This is a genomic window from Pseudomonas sp. D3 (genome assembly GCF_029320995.1).
Lineage (GTDB): Bacteria > Pseudomonadota > Gammaproteobacteria > Pseudomonadales > Pseudomonadaceae > Aquipseudomonas > Aquipseudomonas paraveronii.
The window spans coordinates 801,434-820,659 of record NZ_CP119772.1 but is presented as its reverse complement, the minus strand read 5'-3'; the positions used below and the strand labels follow the sequence as shown (position 1 = coordinate 820,659).

The window sequence follows — 19,226 nt, the reverse complement described above, 5'->3', positions numbered from 1 at the left end:
GTATCGGCTGATTCACCGCAATCGGGAGCAAGTCGAATCGTCGCACCGCCCCTCCCACATTTTGGATTGCATTCAGTCATTTTTATTTGGGAAACGTCGCAGATCCAAGGTCATCGGTAATTCATCGTTCACCACTACGGTCGGCACCGGCAGCTTGCCCGGGCTATGCCCCAAGCGGAAAAACCGCGCCATGCGCCGACTCTCGGCTTCATTGGCGTTCACCGGCAGGCTGTCGTAGTTCCGCCCGCCCGGATGCGCCACATGATACTGGCAACCGCCCAGGGAGCGCTGCATCCAGGTGTCGAGCAGATCGAACACCAACGGCGCATGCACCGCAATGGTCGGTTGCAGACAGTTGGCCGGCTGCCAGGCGCGATACCGCACGCCGGCGACGAACTCGCCGATGCGCCCGGTCGGTTGCAGCGGCACCGGGATGCCGTTGCAGGTCAGCAAATAGCGCTGCGGTGGCAGCCCGCTCAACTTCACCTGCAGGCGCTCCAGGGACGAATCCACATAACGCACCGTGCCGCCGACCGCGCCCTCCTCGCCCAGCACATGCCAAGGCTCCAGAGCCTGACGCAGTTCCAGTTCAATGCCGCTGACGGCGTAGTCGCCGACTTTAGGAAAGCGGAACTCCAGGTGCGCGGCAAACCATTCCGCGCGCAGCGGGTAGCCGGCGGCGTTGAGTTCGACGATCACATCGGCAAAATCCTGCTCGATGAAGTGCGGCAGCAGGAAGCGGTCATGCAACTCGGTGCCCCAGCGCGCCAGTTTCGGCGGCGCATACGGCTCGCGCCAGAAGCGTGCCACCAGCGCGCGCAGCAGCAATTGCTGGGTCAGGCTCATGCGTGCATGGGGCGGCATTTCAAAGGCGCGCAACTCCAGCAGGCCCAGGCGCCCGGTGGCGCCATCGGGGGAGTAGAGCTTGTCGACGCAAAATTCGGCGCGGTGGGTGTTGCCGGTCACGTCGATCAGCAGATTGCGCAACAGCCGGTCCACCAACCACGGCGGGCATTCTTCGCCTGGCGCGGGCATTTGCGCGAAGGCGATTTCCAGCTCATACAGCGCATCGTTACGGGCTTCATCGACCCTGGGCGCCTGGGACGTCGGGCCGATGAACAAGCCGGAAAACAGGTAGGACAACGACGGATGGTTGTGCCAGTAACTGATCAAGCTGCGCAGCAAATCGGGACGCCGCAGGAACGGTGAGTCCTTGGGTGTCGCGCCGCCCAGCACGAAGTGGTTACCGCCGCCGGTGCCGGTGTGGCGCCCGTCGATCATGAACTTTTCGGTGGTCAGGCGGGTTTGCCGCGCCTCTTCGTAAAGGAACTCGGTGCGCTCCACCAACTCGTCCCAGGTGGCGGACGGCTGCACGTTGACCTCGATCACACCTGGGTCAGGCGTGACCCGGAAGTTGCTAAGACGGTAATCCGCCGGCGGCTCGTAGCCCTCCAGCAGCACCGGGCAGTGCAGTTCTTCGGCGGTGGCTTCGATGGCGGCCACCAGTTCCAGGTAGTCCTCGACGCGTTCCAGCGGCGGCATGAACAGATACAGGCGGCCTTCCCGCGCTTCGGCGCACAGCGCGGTGCGGGTCAGCCAGTCGGCGGACTCGTCGATCTTCGGCAGGCGTTCGGCGCTCGGCGCCGGTTCGCCATGGCGTTGCAATTGCGCCGTGCTCGGCAGCTCGGGCAGGTCCTGGTTGGGGTCGGTCGGGTGGACAAACGGGTACTCCGCCGCCGTCACCCAGGGCTGCGAGGCCAGCGGCAGGCGATAACCCAGCGGCGAATCCCCCGGCACCAGTCGGCAATGGTTGTCGCGCAGGTACCAACGCCCACTCTGCCAGCGGTCATTGGCGGCGGTGCGCGCCAGAGGCAGCACTTGGCCGATGACTTTATCCAGGCCCTGGCTGAACACTTTGCGCAGGCGCTCGCGCTCCAGCTCATCGCTCAGGCGCGGGTCCAGAGCGGTGACGTTTTGCGGCAGCGCGCCTTCGCGCCACAGGTAGTAGAAGTTGTCCTCAAAGGCCGGGAACACAAACCGCGCCGGCAGTTTCAGGCGCTCGGCAACGCTGGCCAGGAAACGCCCGGCCAACACGCCATCAGCGCCGTAATCCAGTTGTTCGTCGGCGATCAGCGCGCTGTTGTGCCAAATCGGCTCACCATCGCGGCGCCAGTAACAGTTGAGCGACCAGCGCGGCAGTTGCTCGCCGGGGTACCACTTGCCCTGGCCGAAATGCACCAGGCCTTTGGGCGCGTAGTGTTTGCGCATGCGCTGGAACAGCTCGGCCGACAGGCGACGTTTGTCCGGCCCCAGGGCCGCGGTGTTCCACTCGGCGCCGTCTGGGTCGTCGATGGAGACGAAGGTCGGCTCGCCGCCCATGGTCAGGCGCACGTCGTCCGCAAGCAGGTCGCCATCGATCTGCCGACCCAGTGCCTGGATCGCCAGCCATTGTTCTTCGGTGTAGGGCTTGGTCACCCGTGGCGCTTCCCAGATGCGCTCTACCGACATCTCGTGGGTGAATTCGCACTCGCACGGCTCCACCAGGCCACTGATCGGCGCGGCAGACGATGGATCGGGACTACAGGCCAACGGAATATGGCCTTCACCGGCGAACAACCCGGAGGTGGCATCCAGGCCGATCCAGCCGGCGCCGGGCAAATACACTTCGCACCAGGCGTGCAGGTCGGTGAAGTCCACTTCGGTGCCGGACGGGCCATCGAGGGCTTTGACGTCGGCGGTGAGCTGGATCAGATAACCGGAGACAAACCGCGCCGCCAGCCCCAGGTTGCGCAGCAATTGCACCAGCAGCCAGGCTGAATCGCGGCACGAGCCGGAGGCGTTTTCCAGGGTGAATTCCGGGGTCTGCACGCCGGGTTCCATGCGGATCAAGTAGCCGATATCGGCGGCCAGGCGCTGGTTGAGGCCCACCAGAAAATCCACGGCCGGCAGCGGCGTGCGGTCGATACCCGCCAGGTAAGCGGCGAACTTCGGCGTCAGCGGCAAGGTTTCCAGGTACGGCGCCAACTCGCGCTGCTCGTCGGCGGCGTAGCGGAACGGGATTTTTTCCGCGTAGGGCTCAAGGAAAAAGTCGAACGGGTTGAACACTGCCATCTCGGCGACCAGGTCGACTTCGATACGCAGTTCGTCAGTCTTTTCCGGGAACACCAGGCGCGCCAGGTAATTGCCCTGGGGGTCCTGCTGCCAATTGATGAAATGCTGCTCGGGCAGCACTTTCAGTGCGTAGGACAAAATCCGCGTGCGGCTATGGGCCGCCGGGCGCAAACGCACGATCTGTGGGCCGAGTTCAACAGCGCGGTCGTAGCGGTAATGCGTAACGTGGTGCAACGCGACATGAATCGACACGGCGGCCTCCTGCGAGCCAGGGCATGGACACAACGCGCGCAAGACTTATGCCAGAGCGGCGGTCATTGCGCTTTATCGTAAGACCCGGTGCAGTACAGCACCAAAACGGCGCCAACGTTGGTGCGATGGTGCAAGAGCTGCACATATTTGTGGCAGGGAGTGGGTGGGGCGGTATCGGTTTGGTGGGGGGCTGGGTGGGGAATCACCTCGGTTTTTTTATTCTGATTATTGCGCGCTCGTGTTTACGCCGCTGTTCAATGGCCACCATTACCTTCCTGCGCATATGGCGAAGTTCTACGCATTTGGCACGCATTTCCCGGTGGCGTTTGCTGCGAAGCAGTAGCAGGCCGAGTACCGGCCAAAAGAAGCATTCAGCGTAAATGAATGGGTTCGGTGAAAAATGAAAACCTGGCACCGCAACCAACAGGCAGGCGATGAAAAGGCCATACATGCCCCAGACCCACTTAGGGCGCCCGTAGGCGATCATGAAATTGCAATGGGCGATAAACCAGGCCAGGACCACGCCGGCACTTTTAGCAACCGCGTTCGATAACGATGGAAAATAATAGTTTTCCACCAGCACAACAACAGAAGAACTTGTAGTGGTCTAATGAAACCGGACACCCATTTAGGCGAGAATGCTCGCCAGATCGAGGTGTCAGATGACCAAACAACGCCGTTCCTTTTCCGCTGAATTCAAGCGCGAGGCTGCCGACCTTGTGCTCAAACAAAACTACAGCTACATCGAAGCCAGCCGTTCACTCGGCATTGGTGAGTCGGCATTGCGCCGCTGGGTTGACCAGATTCAGAAAGAACATAAAGGCATCACTCCGCAGAGCAAGGCACTGACGTCGGAGCAGCAAAAAATTCAGGAGCTGGAAGCCCGGATTGCTCGGCTTGAGCGAGAGAAATCAATACTAAAAAAGGCTACCGCGCTCTTGATGTCGGAAGATCACGAGCGTTCGCGCTGATTGACCAGTTGAGCGCCCATGAGCCGGTTGATTGGCTGTGCAAGGTGTTTGACGTCACTCGCTCGTGTTACTACGCCCAGCGCCTGCGGCGCCGCACGCCCGATGTTGAACGGCTTCGATTACGTAGTCGCGTCAGTGAGCTGTTCTCGCAAAGTCGCAGCTCTGCGGGCAGTCGTAGCATTCTGTCGCTGATGCGTGAAGACGGTGAGCAACTCGGTCGATTCAAAGTGCGTAGCTTGATGCGCGAGCTTGATTTAGTCAGCAAACAACCCGGCTCCCATGCCTACAAACGAGCAACAGTAGAAAGACTCGATATCCCGAACACATTGAACCGCGAGTTCGATGTGGCAGCGCCCAATCAAGTCTGGTGCGGCGATATCACCTACATTTGGGCGCAAGGAAAGTGGCATTACCTGGCTGTCGTCTTGGATCTTTGTATGCGTCGGATCGTGGGTTGGGCGCTGTCGGAAAAGCCAGACGCTGAGCTGGTGATCAAAGCGTTGGATATGGCCTACGAGCAGCGTGGCAGGCCTTCGGATCTGCTATTCCACTCGGACCAAGGATCGCAATATGCAAGCCGACTCTTTCGCCAGCGGTTGTGGCGATACCGCATGCGCCAGAGCATGAGTCGACGAGGAAACTGCTGGGATAACGCACCGATGGAGCGCGTATTTCGCAGCTTGAAAACAGAATGGATACCGACCGTGGGCTATCGAACTGCGCAGGAAGCACAGCGCGATATCAGCCATTTTTTGATGCATCGCTACAACTGGATTCGGCCTCACCAATTCAACGAGGGGTTGGCACCAGCGCGGGCCGAGGAAAAACTTAACGTCGTGTCCGGGATTAGTTGACCACTACAACTGCCGAAGATGCCCGCTAAAATTACGCCGATAAACACGGGAAAGTAGCGCAAAAGAAAAGGGCGCACCGGTATGAGAGGTTTCCGTCCGAGAAGTCTCACTCTGATATATCCTCATACAGCCCAACCGCGACGATCCGTATGTTCCCGAACAGTAAGTTGTCGGGAATGAGGCAACGCTCCCAATTAATCAAAGCAAAATCACCTTTTTTGTAGCCTGTCAGCAATTTTCTGTATCCGTTTTCGCCTAAAACGAAGTTCAACAAGCTTCCCACGCATCTCACGATGGCGCTTGCTGTTGAGAGTCAGCAGACCAAGCAATGGCCAAAACAGACTTTCGGCATAGATGAACAGATGAGGGGAATAACGAATGGCCGGAAGAGCGGTAACCAGGCAGGCTCCAAAATAGACAACCATGACCCACACCCAGTCTCGTCGCCCACGGACAATCATAATGTTGCTAAGACTCAAGGCGCATGCCAGAACGACACATGCCCACCACGCTACTTGTGCCGAAATAGCTAAAGAAATGGCTTTGAGATAGTAATTTTGCACTACCACCACTACGGAAGATCCAGCAAAAATGCTTGAAAAAATCCCCCCGAGAAACACGGGTAAGTAACGTTTTAGAAAAGGGCGTATAGGTATGAGAGGTCTCACACATTACCTCGATTTCTTTATTCTGATTATTGCGCGCTCGTGTTTACGCCGCTTTTCAATGGCCACCATTACCTTCCCGCGCATATGGCGAAGTTCTACGCATTTGGCACGCATTTCCCGGTGGCGTTTGCTGCGAAGCAGCAGCAGGCCGAGTACCGGCCAAAAGAAGCATTCAGCGTAAATGAATGGGTTCGGTGAAAAATGAAAACCTGGCACAGCGACCAACAGGCAGGCGATGAAAAGGCCATACATGCCCCAGACCCACTTAGGTCGCCCGTAGGCGATCATGAAATTGCAGAGCGTGATAAAGAGAGCTAACACCCTCCCGATATTTTCAGCAGCAGCATTCGTTAACGATGGGAAATAGTAGTTTTCCACCAGCACGACAAGAGTAGCAGTGCCGAAAAGACTCGAAAAAATTACGCCGATAAACACAGGAAAGTAGCGCAAAAGAAAAGGGCGTATCGGTATGAGAGGTTTCCGTCCGAGAAGTCTCACTCTGATATATCCTCATACAGCCCAACCGCGATAATCCGGATGTTCCCGGACCGCACGCTGCCAGCAACGCCCAACGCCGCGCCAAGGGCATCGAGCATCTGCAAGATGGTCCCATTTCTTACTTCTGCCGAGGTGTAGCGCTTGGGCATATCTCCAGCCAGTTGTTTGAGTTTGATCATTTTTCGAGTCATCTCCGGATGGTTGATGCTCAGTAACTCCTTAGTGAGCTTTACCCGTTCTTGCCGATTCAAGCCTTTGAGTACCTGGTGCGTGTTTTTCCCCGTTGTCTTTTTAAGCGTATTGACGAGTCGGATTGTCGACATTGCTGCTGTACCAGCGCTTAACAACGAAGCCGCATCCAGCCCGGCCATTAAGGCCTGATGCCATTGATCGCTGTCCATGGCGTCGTTAAGGGCAGGGTCATTAATTTCATTTCTAGTCCGGCGAATGCCAATCCAGCATTGAGCAGTGCTGGCTGACGCGCCTACGACGCTAATCGCAGCCGCTACGCCGGTAGTCCCAAACGTAAACGGACTCAACCCTAACCCACCCGCTATCACCAACCAACTAATCACCGCCGAAGTACACGCCAACCCCATAATCACCGCCTCAAACGCCACCTGCGAGTCTCGCGGTTCATTCGCCAGTTGCCGAGCGAACTCCACCCGCCCGACATAGCTGGGCGCCTCGCGCAAAATCACATTCTTCGGCGCGATACTGCAAATCGGCTGAAATTCACGCAGCACGACTATCCGTAGTTGCGCATCGAGGTACACCACGCCGGCACCGACGATGGCCGGATCAGCATCAATCGCCGCAAATAACTTGCGCAGATCAATGCTGTTTTCCAACCACTGCCGCGTCATGTAATTGGAACTGAGGAAACCGTCTCTGAATACGCTGGAAGTCATCCCTTTACTCCTGAGGTTCACAAGAGCGCAGAGGGTAAAGACTGCCTCCCCCCGAAAAATGTCAGAAGTTTCGCTTTATCCGGACAGGCACTTCCTGATCGTGATGCAGCACCTTGTAAGCCATATCCCGAATAAGAAAAAGTACGCCCCACGCCACTTCCGGCGCACACCAAAACAGGGAGCGACAATGGCAACTGATATGTTTTTGAAGTTGGGGGACATCAAGGGCGAGTCCAAAGACCAAGCGCATCGCGACGAAATCGAGATCAGCCGATGGGGCTGGGGCATGTCCCAGACCGGTTCCATGCATACCGGCAGCGGCGGTGGCGCCGGCAAGGTCAATATCGAAAACCTGTCCATCTCCAAGGTCATGGACAAGTCTTCACCCAACCTGATGATGGCCTGCTCCACCGGCAAGCATTACCCGGAGGCGCGGTTGGTGGTGCGCAAGGCCGGTGGCAGTAATGCCGTGGAGTATCTGGTGATCACGCTGAAGGAAGTCATGGTCACGTCCTACCAAACCGACGCGGTGACCAGCAGCGATGTACTGACTGAGGTGATAGCCCTGAACTTCGCCACGGTCGAAGTCAGCTACCAGCCGCAAAAATCCGACGGCGGCAAGGACGGCGGCGCGGTCAAGTACGGCTGGAACATTCGCCAGAACGTCAAAGTCTGAAACCGCGCGCCGAGGCTACAGCCCGGCCTTTGCCGCCTCCCGCAACCGCCGCACTTCGACCAACTTGCTCACCATCGACCGATAACCCTTACTGTTGATCAGCAGCAACCCGAGCAATGGCCAGAACAGGCTTTCACTGTAGATAAACCAGTGCGGCCGGTAGTGCAGCGTCGGCAGGACCACCAGCAGGCACGCCGCAAAAAACGCCACCATCCCCCACACGGCCCAGGCTCGGCCGCGCACCACCAAAAAGTTGCTGTTGACCACGAACAGTGCAGCCGCTATCACCACGAACCAGGACACGCTGGCATTGGTGGCCATGGGCACGTCGGCAAAATAGGTGCTGGCCGCCAGGGAAATCGCCGCCGAACCGCCGAGACAACCGGCGATAATCACGCCGATGAACGCGGGGAAATGCTCCAGCAAAAACGGTTTCAGCGACGGAACACCACTCATCACTCGCCCTCTTCGTACAAGCCAATCGCCAAGGTCTTGGCCTGTTTGTAGTTATCCGAACGCTTCAAGCCCCAGACGCTCAGCCCCGCACTGAAGGCATCGCCCAATTGGACGTAGGTGGCGTGCTTGAGCTGGGTCGGCGTAAAGCGTTTAGGCAACTCGCCGCTCAGTTGCAGCAGCTTGCGCATCTTGTTCGACATTTGCGGGTCGGCCACTTTCAGCAGTTCTTTGGTGAGTTTCTCCCGCTCCTGCCCGTTCAGACCTTTCAGCACCTGACGCATGCTTTTGCCTGTGGCCGCACGAGCGACGTTGACCAGCTTGACTGTCGTCAACGCCGATGCGCCGACGCCGACCAAGGCGGCACCGTCGAGAATCTTGGTCGCCGCTTGGTACCACTCTTCGTTATCCAGGTAATCGTTCATCGCCGGGTTGACGATTTCGTTGCGTGTACGGAACCCACCGACCAGGCACGACACGGTGCTGGCCGAGGCAGCGGTATAGCCGATGGCCGTCACGACCGTGCTGGCTCCGGCGGTAAACGGGATGGCGATGGTGCCGCTCAACACCACCAGCCAGCCAATGACCGCGCCGCCGCAGGACAAGGTGGTGTTGAAGGCTTCACTCACCAATCGCGATTCGCGTGGGTTGTTCAGCACTTGGTCGGCGAACTGTGCCGGGGCGATGTATTTCTGCGCTTCGCGCACAATGATGCGCTTGGGTCGAATGCTGCAGATCGGTTTGAACTCGCGCAGGGTCACGACGTTGAAGTCGGCGTCGATATACACCACGCCAGCGCCGACGATGCCAGGGTCGGCGTCGATGATGGCAAACAGCCGGGGCAGGTTGACTTCACTCTCGATGCGCTGGCGCGCCATGAACTGCGAGCGGTTGGAGTCCATGCCGATGTTGAGCAGGGGGTTGCTCATGGGGGGTGTTCTTCCTTGAAAAGTTGGGGACAGGACTGACGCTATCGGGGGCAAGCTCCCTCCCACATTTTGAATGTATTCACACATCTAATGTGGGAGGGGCGGTGCGACTTGCTCCCGATGGCGATTTAATGGGCGCCACCTTAACAAACAGGCTACCCACCGGCTAGAAAGCAAAACGCCAGCACGAGGCTGGCGTTTGGCATATTCAGGCTGCGATCAACGCGGCACCACCGGCTTGCGGGCTGGCTTGCCGCCCTTACCCTTGGCCGCATCAGTGCGTTCCTTAGCGGCCTGTTTGTTGCGCACCATGGCCGCAGCCTTGGCTTGTTCGCGCTTGTCCCAGGGGTTGCTGCCGTCGCTGCCACGGGGCGGCAGGCCGGTGTGTTGGGTGAGGATCTTGGTGGTGGTTTCCTTGGCGACCTTGTGGCTGCCGGCTGGCGTCGAGTTTTTGCGACGCGCACTCTGGTAGCTGTCGGTGGCCGGCTGGTGCAACGGGATCAGTTGATCCTTGCCCGGGCCGATCAGGTCGGCGCGGCCCATGCGGGTCAGCGCTTCACGCAGCATCGGCCAGCCTTTCGGATCGTGGTAGCGCAGGAACGCCTTGTGCAGGCGGCGCTGTTCTTCGCTCTTGACGATGGTCACCGATTCGCTCTTGTAGCTGACCTTGCGCAGCGGGTTCTTGCCCGAGTGGTACATCGCGGTGGCGGTGGCCATCGGCGAAGGGTAGAACGCCTGCACTTGGTCGGCGCGGAAGCCGTTGCCCTTGAGCCACAGGGCCAGGTTCATCATGTCTTCATCGGTGGTGCCGGGGTGGGCGGCGATGAAGTACGGGATCAGGTACTGTTCCTTGCCCGCTTCCTTGGTGTACTTCTCGAACATGCGCTTGAACTTGTCATAGCTGCCAATGCCCGGCTTCATCATCTGGTTGAGCGGACCTTCCTCGGTGTGTTCCGGGGCGATCTTCAGGTAACCACCGACGTGGTGGGTGACCAGCTCCTTCACATACTCCGGCGACTCAACGGCCAGGTCGTAGCGCAGGCCGGAAGCGATCAGGATTTTCTTCACACCCGGCAACGCACGGGCGCTGCGGTACAGCTGGATCAGCGACGAGTGGTCGGTGTTCAGGTTCGGGCAGATACCAGGGAACACGCACGACGGCTTACGGCACGCGGATTCGATTTCCGGGCTCTTGCAGGCGATACGGTACATGTTCGCGGTCGGGCCGCCGAGGTCGGAAATCACGCCAGTGAAGCCCGGGACCTTGTCGCGGATTTCTTCGATTTCGCGAATGATCGACTCTTCGGAGCGGTTCTGGATGATCCGGCCTTCGTGCTCGGTGATCGAGCAGAAGGTGCAGCCGCCGAAACAGCCACGCATGATGTTCACCGAGAAACGGATCATGTCGTAGGCCGGGATTTTTTCCTTGCCATACACCGGGTGCGGGACACGCGCGTAAGGCATGCCAAACACGTAGTCCATTTCTTCGGTGGTCATCGGAATGGGCGGCGGGTTGAACCACACGTCCACTTCACCGTGCTTCTGCACCAGGGCGCGGGCGTTGCCCGGGTTGGTTTCCAGATGCAACACGCGGTTCGCGTGGGCATAGAGCACCGCGTCGCCACGGACTTTTTCCACCGATGGCAGGCGGATCACGGTCTTGTCGCGGGTCATGCGCGGGCTGGCCAATATCTGCACGACCTTGGCTTCTTCCGGGTCATCGACCGGGCCCTTTTCCTGCTCGATGGCGCAGGCCTGGGTGTCCTGGGTGTTCACATACGGGTTGATGATCTTGTCGACCTTGCCCGGCCGGTCGATACGCGTGGAGTCCACTTCGTACCAGCCCGCCGGCGTATCACGGCGAATGAACGCGGTGCCGCGCACGTCGGTGATGTCTTCGATCTTGTGGCCCCACGACAGGCGTTGGGCCACCTCGACGATGGCACGCTCGGCGTTGCCGTACAGCAGGATGTCGGCGGCGGCGTCGATCAGGATCGAGTTGCGCACCCGGTCCTGCCAGTAGTCGTAGTGGGCGATGCGGCGCAAGGACGCTTCGATGCCACCGAGGACAATCGGCACGTTCTTGTAGGCTTCCTTACACCGCTGGCTGTACACCAGGCTCGCGCGGTCCGGGCGTTTGCCGGCCATGCCGCCTGGGGTGTAGGCGTCGTCGGAGCGGATTTTCTTGTCGGCGGTGTAGCGGTTGATCATCGAGTCCATGTTGCCGGCCGCGACGCCGAAGAACAGGTTCGGCTCGCCGAGCTTCATGAAGTCGTCTTTGGACTGCCAGTTGGGCTGGGCAATGATCCCGACGCGGAAGCCCTGGGACTCCAGCAGCCGGCCGATGATTGCCATGCCGAACGACGGATGGTCAACGTAGGCATCACCGGTGACGATGATGATGTCGCAGGAATCCCAGCCAAGCTGATCCATCTCCTCCCTGCTCATCGGCAGGAATGGCGCAGGACCGAAACATTCGGCCCAGTACTTGGGATAGTCAAATAACGGCTTGGCTGTTTGCATGACGGTGACCGGTGTTGAGATGAAAAATCGCGGGCGCGGAATATAGCACAAATTTTAACCAATTCCGACCTTTGCAGTAGGAATTAGAAAAGGCGCTTTTACTCGTCGTCGAAGTTATAGCTGCCCGGCGCAAGGTTTTCGAAACGGGTGTATTTGCCGATAAAGGCCAGGCGCGTGGTGCCGATGGGGCCGTTACGCTGCTTACCGATGATGATTTCAGCGATGCCCTTATGCTCGGTTTCCGGGTGATAGACCTCATCGCGGTAAACGAACATGATCACGTCAGCATCCTGCTCGATCGCTCCGGATTCCCGCAAGTCAGAGTTGATCGGGCGCTTGTTCGGCCGTTGCTCCAGGGAACGGTTGAGCTGCGACAGGGCAACCACCGGGCAGTTGAATTCCTTGGCCAAGGCTTTCAACGAGCGGGAAATCTCGGAAATCTCGTTGGTACGGCTGTCGCCACTGGAACCTGGGATCTGCATCAACTGCAGGTAGTCGATCATGATCAGGCCGATATCGCCGTGCTCACGCACCAGGCGACGGGTACGTGCGCGCATTTCCGAGGGACTGATACCCGCGGTGTCATCGATAAACAGCTTGCGGTCGTTGAGCAGGTTGACGGCCGAGGTCAGGCGCGGCCAATCGTCGTCTTCCAGACGACCGGCACGCACCTTGGTCTGGTCGATACGCCCCAGGGACGACAACATCCGCATGATCAGCGATTCGCCTGGCATCTCCAGCGAGTAGACCAGTACGGCCTTTTCGCTGCGCAGTACGGCGTTCTCCACCAGGTTCATCGCAAAGGTGGTTTTACCCATGGATGGACGGCCGGCGACGATGATCAGGTCAGACGGTTGCAGGCCGCTGGTCATGCCATCGAGGTCGGTGTAGCCGGTGGACAGGCCGGTGATGGCGTTGTCGGTGTTGAACAGGGTATCGATCCGGTCGATGGCCTTGGTCAACAGGTCGTTGACGCTGACCGGGCCGCCGGTTTTCGGGCGGGCTTCGGCGATCTGGAAAATCTGCCGTTCGGCTTCGTCGAGAATTTCTTCAGCGGTGCGGCCTTCCGGGTTGAAGGCACTGTCAGCGATCTCGGTGGCGATACCGATCAATTGCCGCAGCGTGGCCCGCGCACGGACGATCTGCGCATAGGCCTTGATGTTGGCAACCGACGGCGTGTTTTTCGCCAGTTCGCCCAGGTAGCCCAGGCCGCCGACTTGTGAAGTATGGCCTTCCTTGTCCAGTTGCTCGGCCAGCGTCACCACGTCGATCGGTGAGTTCTGGTCGGCCAGCCGGGCAATGGCGCGGAAGATCAAGCGGTGGTCATGCCGATAGAAATCACCGTCCGAGACTTGATCCAGCACGCGTTCCCAGGCGTTGTTGTCCAGCATCAAACCACCGAGCACGGCCTGTTCGGCCTCGATGGAATGCGGCGGCACCTTAAGGGCAGCGGTTTGCAGATCGTATTGCTCAGGAGCTGAAATATCGTTCATGGCCACTTGGAATTAGGGGGTGTGTAAAAAAACAAAAGGCACGACCTGTAAACAGGATCGTGCCCGATGTTAACCGCCTGGCACGCGAGGTGCCAGTCAGTTAGGTGTTGCTTAAGCTGCTACCACGACAACGCGTACGGTGGCTTCAACTTCAGCGTGCAGATGCACGGCTACGTCGAATTCACCTACGTTGCGGATGGTGCCGTTCGGCAGACGAACTTCGCTTTTCGCAACTTCAACGCCGGAGGCGGTCAGTGCGTCAGCGATGTCGTGGGTGCCGATCGAACCGAACAGCTTGCCTTCGTCACCGGCGGTGGCAGTGATAGTCACTTCCAGCTCAGCCAGTTGGGCAGCGCGAGTTTCGGCCGAAGCTTTTTTGTCTGCTGCTGCTTTTTCCAGGTCAGCACGACGCTCTTCAAACGCAGCCAGGTTGGCAGCGGTTGCAGCGGTGGCTTTGCCGTATGGCAGCAGGTAGTTACGACCGTAGCCGGCCTTAACGTTTACTTTGTCGCCCAGGTTGCCCAGGTTGGCGACTTTTTCCAGAAGGATCAGTTGCATGTGAAAATCCTCTAACTTTTAACCTTCACCGTTCGCGTTATCGGCGTCTTTGGACGCGAGACGACCGCGAATATCAATCAGGCTATCGACAATGGCCAAGACCACGAATAACGGACCGATCAAGTGCATGAGCGGCAAGACCGTGACGTAAAACCCCACCAGCCAGAAACTGGCCAATTTTTTCTGCGCGACCAGTCCATGCAGCAAAGACAGCCCAGCGAAGAACAGCGGCACACTGCACAGCGGCAACAGGATCAAGGCGTTCCACCCGATAAGCGGAGCAACACACATGACGGCCAGCAGTGACAGCGCAACGCGCTTGGGGATTCGGATTGCGCGAAACTCGCGTCCGAAACCACCGGGGTTATACAACAACGCCTGCCAGTAGCGCCCAAGAATCAGGCACAACACACTAAAGATCTGCAACGAAACCGCCGTCGAAATGATCATCAGTGGGACCGTCAGTGAAGCGAGAACTGCTTTCTGGTCTGCCGAGAGTTTCTCGTAAGACTCACCCATCACCAGCGGCATAACGTGTTGAAACGTCTGCGCCAATGATTCGATGAAGGAACCGAATACGGTTCCCAGACTCACCGCACACAACAATCCCACGGCCGTGCTGACCAGCAGCACGCGATTCCAGGAGTAACCGGCGCGTAAAACCAACGCCAGACCGCAAGTCCCGAGCAGCACCAAAAGGGCCGTTGGATCTTGCAGGAAGTGCCAGCTCACCAACACTGACAACACGCCTACACCCAGGACGCTCAAGGCGTCCGAACCGCGCCGCAGCAGCACAAGGCAAACCGCGGCGGCACTCAACCAAAACAACAACGGCAACACTGCAGCTCCAGCCACTACCAGAGTGGCCTGCACACGACCGCGCATGATGAACTCAGCTAAGGCGCGCATGCATTCAATCCCTTACTACTTGTCGACTGCCCGGTCTCAGCGGCCGTGGCTGTCGGTGTAGGCCAGCAGGGCCAGGAAGCGGGCGCGCTTGATAGCGGTGGCCAGCTGACGCTGATAACGTGCTTTGGTACCGGTGATACGGCTTGGAACGATTTTGCCGGTCTCGGATACGTAGGCTTTCAGAGTGTTGAGATCTTTGTAATCGATCTCTTTCACGTCTTCAGCGGTGAAGCGGCAGAATTTACGACGACGGAAGAAACGTGCCATTTGATAGGCTCCTTAAAAGGTCCGTGGATTACTCGTCAGCGTTATCGCTGTTGTCGCTGTCATCACTATCAGCGCTTTCAGCGCCTTCGTGCTCAGGACGGTCGCGACGCTCACGGCGCTCACTGCGGTTTTCTTCAGCCTTGAGCATCTCGGATTGGCCGGTAACGGCTTCTTCGCGACGGATGACCAGGTTACGGATCACAGCATCGTTGTAGCGGAAGTTGTCTTCCAGCTCGGACAGAGCCTTGCCAGTGCATTCAACGTTCAGCATCACGTAGTGAGCCTTGTGAACATTGTTGATTGCATAGGCCAGTTGACGACGGCCCCAATCTTCCAGACGGTGGATTTTGCCGCCGTCTTCTTCGATCAGCTTGGTGTAACGCTCTACCATGCCGCCGACTTGCTCGCTTTGATCCGGGTGGACCAAAAAGATGATTTCGTAATGACGCATGAATGCTCCTTACGGGTTGTAGCCTGCCGCTCAAAAACGGTCAGACAAGGAGTGAATGACACTTATGGATCTTGCCGCAGGGAGGCACATCGGTGCCTGCCAGGAAGGCAAGGGGCGCAATTGTAGAGAAGGGGGAGGACGGGCGCAAGGTGATTGGTGATTATTTGAACAATCATCCAGACACCTCAAAACAAATGTGGGAGGGGGCTTGCTCCCGATTGCGGTTTATCAGTGACACAATGTGTGACTGCCTTACCGCTATCGGGAGCAAGCACCCTCCCACATTTTGCATCTATGCCAGACTCAAAATTACTTCTTGGTCTTGGCCTTGGCGCCGCGCTGGCGTCGGGCTTCAAACAAGCACACACCCGTCGCAACCGACACATTGAGGCTACTAACGCTACCGGCCATTGGCAGGTGAACCAGATAATCACAATGCTCGCGGGTCAGGCGACGCATGCCTTTGCCTTCGGCGCCCATGATCAGGATGGTCGGGCCGGTGAGGTCTTGGTCATAAATGCTGACCTCCGCCTCCCCCGCCGTACCCACGACCCACAGGCCGCGCTGCTGGAGTTTCTCCAGGGTGCGCGCGAGGTTGGTCACGGCCACCAGCGGAATCACTTCCGCCGCCCCGCACGCGACTTTACGCACAACCGGCGTCAACGTGGCCGACTTGTCCTTGGGCACGATCACCGCCAGCGCACCAGCAGCATCCGCCGAACGCAGGCAGGCGCCGAGATTGTGCGGGTCGGTCACGCCGTCCAGCACCAGCAACAGCGGTGGGCCTTCGGTCCGGTCGAGCAACTCGTCGAGCATGGCCTCGCCCCATACCTGGCTCGGGCTGACATCCGCGACGACGCCTTGGTGAACGCCTTCAACCCACACGTCCATTTCGCGACGCTCGGCCTGACCGATCGCTACGCGGTTTTCGTTGGCCAACTCGACCAACGCCTGCACGCGCGGCTCGCTGCGACCTTCCGCCAGCCAAACCTGCTTGACGCGTTTAGGGTGATGACGCAGCAGTGCTTCTACGGCGTGGACGCCGTAGATTTTTTCCAGACTCATGACTTGGCCTTAGGTTTACGCGACCCGCCGCTTTTCGCGGGAGCCGAACCCGCTTTGGGCGGGCCTTTACGATGTTTACTGGGCTTGCTCGACGGTTTTTCCGCCCCTTGGGACTTTCCCCCAGACGCCGCTTTACCACCGCTTTTGGCTTCGCTGAGCAACTGCTGCTTCAACTCACGGCTCTTGCGCAGCTCGGCGTTTTTCGCCGCTGCATCGCTCGGGCGGTAGGCTTCAGGGGCCTTGTCCTTGGCAGCCGGACGACGACCAGCCTTCGCCGGCGCAGGCTCGGTGGCGGCAGCTTTCGCAGGAGCACCCTTGCCTTTGGTGGCCGGAGCGGCGGTTTCGCTGCCACGCTTTTTACGGCCGATCGGCGCGGCGATGGTTTTTTCGGCCATCTCGAAGTCGATCTTGCGCTCGTCCAGGTCGACGCGCATCACGCGCACTTCGACGGTGTCGCCCAAGCGGAAGCTGCGACCGGTACGCTCGCCCGCCAGGCGGTGATGCACAGGATCGAAGTGGTAGTAGTCACCCGGCAAGGCGGTGACATGCACCAGGCCCTCGACGTAGATATCGGTCAGTTCGACAAACAGACCAAAGCCGGTCACGGCCGTGATCACGCCTGGGAACGACTCGCCTACGCGGTCTTTCATGAACTCGCACTTGAGCCAGTTCACAACGTCGCGGGTGGCTTCGTCGGCACGGCGCTCGCTCATGGAGCACTGCTCCCCGAGCTGTTCCAGGGCCGCTTCGTCGTATGGATAGATCCGCGCCTTCGGAATGGTCATGGCACCGGCGCGCTTGACGTGCGGGGTGTCCTGCTTGGAGTGGATCACGCTGCGGATCGCGCGGTGCGTGAGCAAGTCCGGGTAACGCCGGATCGGCGACGTGAAGTGGGTGTACGCCTCGTAATTCAGGCCGAAGTGGCCCTGGTTGTCGGCGCTGTACACCGCCTGGCTCAGGGAACGCAGCATCACGGTCTGGATCAGGTGGAAATCCGGACGGTCCTTGATGCTGGCCAGCAGTGCCTGGTAATCCTTCGGCGACGGGCCATCCTTGCCTTTGTGCAGGGACAGGCCGAGCTCGCCGAGGAAGGCGCGCAGTTTTTCCAGACGCTCCGGCGGCGGACCATCATGCACCCGGTACAGCGCAGGAATTTCGTGCTTCCTCAGGAATTCCGCGGTGGCCACGTTGGCCGCCAGCATGCATTCCTCGATCAGCTTGTGCGCGTCGTTGCGGGTGGTCGGGGTGATCTCGGCGATCTTGCGCTCGGAACCGAAAATGATCCGGGTTTCCTGGGTCTCAAAATCGATCGCACCACGCACATGGCGTGCGCCCAGCAGCACCTTGTACAGCGCATACAGCTGCTTGAGATGCGGCACCACACCGGCGTATTCAGTACGCAAGGCCTTGGCTTCGCTGGTCTTCGGCGCTTCCAGGATGGTGCTGACCTTGTTGTAGGTCAGGCGCGCCTGGGAGTAGATCACCGCTTCGTAGAACTGGTAGTCGGTCATTTCGCCGGTTTTCGAGATGGTCATCTCGCACACCATGGCCAAACGGTCGACTTTCGGGTTCAGCGAGCACAGGCCGTTGGACAACTGCTCAGGCAGCATCGGGATCACACGCTCAGGAAAGTACACGGAGTTGCCGCGCACCTGAGCTTCGTTATCCAGCGCCGAACCGATCTTCACGTAGCTGGAGACGTCGGCAATCGCCACGTACAACTTCCAGCCACCCGAGAACAGGCGCAGCTTGCCAGGCTTGGCTTCGCAATACACCGCATCGTCGAAGTCGCGGGCGTCTTCGCCGTCGATGGTGACGAACGGCAGATGGCGCAGGTCAATGCGCTTCTCTTTGTCCTTATCTTCGACTTCCGGCTTGAGCTTGGCGGCTTCCTTGAGCACGGCGTCAGGCCACACGTGAGGAATATCGTAGGTGCGCAGCGCGACGTCGATTTCCATGCCCGGCGCCATGTAGTTGCCGACCACTTCGACGATATCGCCCTGGGGCTGGAAGCGCGGGGTTGGCCAGTGAGTGATTTTCACCTCCACGAACTGACCGACCTTGGCGGCGCCATTGCGGCCCGGGGTCACCAGCACTTCCTGCTGGACCTTCGGGTTGTCCGGAATGACGAAGCCGATGCCGCCTTCTTCGAAGTAACGCCCGACGATGGACTCATGGGCACGGGACACTACTTCGACGATCACGCCTTCACGGCGGCCGCGACGGTCCAGGCCCGACACGCGCGCCAACGCACGGTCGCCATCGAACACCAGGCGCATTTGCGCCGGGCTCATGAACAGGTCGTCGCTGCCGTCATCCGGGATCAGGAAGCCGAAGCCGTCACGGTGGCCAGCAATGCGGCCCAGGATCAGGTCGAGCTTGTCCACGGGCGCATACGTGCCACGGCGGGTGTAGATCAACTGAGCATCGCGCTCCATGGCACGCAGGCGGCGGCGCAGGGCTTCGAGCTGGTCTTCGGTGGTCAGACCGAACTCTTCAACCAACTGCTCGCGGCTAGCAGGCGAACCACGATCGGCGAGATGCGCCAGGATCAGTTCGCGGCTAGGAATAGGGTTTTCATATTTTTCCGCTTCACGAGCGGCCTCGGGATCGAGGGACTGCCAATCGGCCATTAGA

At 59.2% G+C, this 19,226-nt stretch carries 17 protein-coding genes; 2 read left to right on the top strand and 15 right to left on the bottom strand.

The window, feature by feature from the left end; genetic code table 11:
• Nucleotides 1–72 precede the first annotated feature (72 nt).
• Entirely contained in the window at nucleotides 73–3,363 is a 3,291-nt protein-coding gene (locus tag P3S72_RS03520; protein WP_276196239.1) for a transglutaminase family protein, read from the bottom strand.
• Between the two features lie 202 nt (nucleotides 3,364–3,565).
• Nucleotides 3,566–3,940 (bottom strand): hypothetical protein, encoded by a 375-nt coding sequence (locus P3S72_RS03515; RefSeq protein WP_276196238.1) that lies wholly within the window; start codon nucleotides 3,938–3,940, stop codon nucleotides 3,566–3,568.
• Nucleotides 3,941–4,025: 85 nt separating this feature from the next.
• On the opposite strand from P3S72_RS03515, the gene P3S72_RS03510 reads away from it, so the two are divergent.
• Nucleotides 4,026–5,188 (top strand): IS3 family transposase gene (locus tag P3S72_RS03510; protein WP_276194115.1). Its coding sequence is split into 2 segments (ribosomal slippage): nucleotides 4,026–4,281 and nucleotides 4,281–5,188, totalling 1,164 coding nucleotides; the frame shifts between segments, so codons are not numbered across the junction.
• 209 nt (nucleotides 5,189–5,397) lie between these two features.
• On the opposite strand, the gene P3S72_RS03505 is transcribed toward P3S72_RS03510, so the two are convergent.
• From P3S72_RS03505 to P3S72_RS03495, 3 genes are all read right to left on the bottom strand, one after another.
• Nucleotides 5,398–5,751, bottom strand: coding sequence for a hypothetical protein (locus P3S72_RS03505; protein ID WP_276196237.1), 354 nt, complete (start codon nucleotides 5,749–5,751; stop codon nucleotides 5,398–5,400).
• 108 nt (nucleotides 5,752–5,859) lie between these two features.
• The gene (locus P3S72_RS03500) at nucleotides 5,860–6,354 is read right to left on the bottom strand and encodes a hypothetical protein (RefSeq protein WP_276196236.1); all 495 of its coding nucleotides are present in this window, start codon (nucleotides 6,352–6,354) and stop codon (nucleotides 5,860–5,862) included.
• Nucleotides 6,351–7,265 carry an NAD synthetase gene (locus P3S72_RS03495; RefSeq protein ID WP_276196235.1) on the bottom strand — a complete coding sequence of 305 codons (915 nt, stop codon included), beginning with the start codon at nucleotides 7,263–7,265 and terminating at the stop codon, nucleotides 6,351–6,353. The genes P3S72_RS03500 and P3S72_RS03495 overlap by 4 nt, the downstream gene beginning before the upstream one ends.
• A gap of 187 nt (nucleotides 7,266–7,452) precedes the next feature.
• On the opposite strand from P3S72_RS03495, the gene P3S72_RS03490 reads away from it, so the two are divergent.
• Nucleotides 7,453–7,941 (top strand): type VI secretion system tube protein Hcp, encoded by a 489-nt coding sequence (locus tag P3S72_RS03490; RefSeq protein ID WP_247399627.1) that lies wholly within the window; start codon nucleotides 7,453–7,455, stop codon nucleotides 7,939–7,941.
• 15 nt (nucleotides 7,942–7,956) lie between these two features.
• Here P3S72_RS03490 and P3S72_RS03485 read toward each other — a convergent pair whose 3' ends face one another.
• From P3S72_RS03485 to rnr, 10 genes are all read right to left on the bottom strand, one after another.
• Nucleotides 7,957–8,397 carry a hypothetical protein gene (locus tag P3S72_RS03485; protein ID WP_276196234.1) on the bottom strand — a complete coding sequence of 147 codons (441 nt, stop codon included), beginning with the start codon at nucleotides 8,395–8,397 and terminating at the stop codon, nucleotides 7,957–7,959.
• The gene (locus P3S72_RS03480; RefSeq protein WP_276196232.1) at nucleotides 8,397–9,323 is read right to left on the bottom strand and encodes an NAD synthetase; all 927 of its coding nucleotides are present in this window, start codon (nucleotides 9,321–9,323) and stop codon (nucleotides 8,397–8,399) included. Before P3S72_RS03480 ends, P3S72_RS03485 begins: the two co-directional genes overlap by 1 nt.
• A 219-nt stretch (nucleotides 9,324–9,542) precedes the next feature.
• Nucleotides 9,543–11,846, bottom strand: coding sequence for a YgiQ family radical SAM protein (locus tag P3S72_RS03475; RefSeq protein WP_276196230.1), 2,304 nt, complete (start codon nucleotides 11,844–11,846; stop codon nucleotides 9,543–9,545).
• 98 nt (nucleotides 11,847–11,944) lie between these two features.
• Nucleotides 11,945–13,339 (bottom strand): replicative DNA helicase, encoded by a 1,395-nt coding sequence (gene dnaB / locus P3S72_RS03470; RefSeq protein WP_276196228.1) that lies wholly within the window; start codon nucleotides 13,337–13,339, stop codon nucleotides 11,945–11,947.
• Nucleotides 13,340–13,450: 111 nt separating this feature from the next.
• Nucleotides 13,451–13,897, bottom strand: a complete 447-nt coding sequence (rplI, locus tag P3S72_RS03465; RefSeq protein WP_247399617.1) for a 50S ribosomal protein L9 — start codon at nucleotides 13,895–13,897, stop codon at nucleotides 13,451–13,453.
• An 18-nt stretch (nucleotides 13,898–13,915) separates the two neighbouring features.
• Nucleotides 13,916–14,806: a hypothetical protein gene (locus P3S72_RS03460; RefSeq protein ID WP_276196226.1), complete on the bottom strand. Its 891-nt coding sequence runs from the start codon at nucleotides 14,804–14,806 to the stop codon at nucleotides 13,916–13,918.
• 36 nt (nucleotides 14,807–14,842) lie between these two features.
• Nucleotides 14,843–15,073 (bottom strand): 30S ribosomal protein S18, encoded by a 231-nt coding sequence (gene rpsR, locus P3S72_RS03455; RefSeq protein ID WP_002551829.1) that lies wholly within the window; start codon nucleotides 15,071–15,073, stop codon nucleotides 14,843–14,845.
• A 28-nt stretch (nucleotides 15,074–15,101) separates the two neighbouring features.
• Nucleotides 15,102–15,524: a 30S ribosomal protein S6 gene (gene rpsF, locus P3S72_RS03450; protein ID WP_226505553.1), complete on the bottom strand. Its 423-nt coding sequence runs from the start codon at nucleotides 15,522–15,524 to the stop codon at nucleotides 15,102–15,104.
• Nucleotides 15,525–15,833: 309 nt separating this feature from the next.
• Complete coding sequence (rlmB, locus tag P3S72_RS03445; RefSeq protein WP_276196081.1) at nucleotides 15,834–16,589, bottom strand: 23S rRNA (guanosine(2251)-2'-O)-methyltransferase RlmB; 756 nt, start codon at nucleotides 16,587–16,589, stop codon at nucleotides 15,834–15,836.
• Nucleotides 16,586–19,222, bottom strand: a complete 2,637-nt coding sequence (gene rnr, locus P3S72_RS03440; protein WP_276196080.1) for a ribonuclease R — start codon at nucleotides 19,220–19,222, stop codon at nucleotides 16,586–16,588. The genes rlmB and rnr overlap by 4 nt, the downstream gene beginning before the upstream one ends.
• Nucleotides 19,223–19,226: the final 4 nt, after the last annotated feature.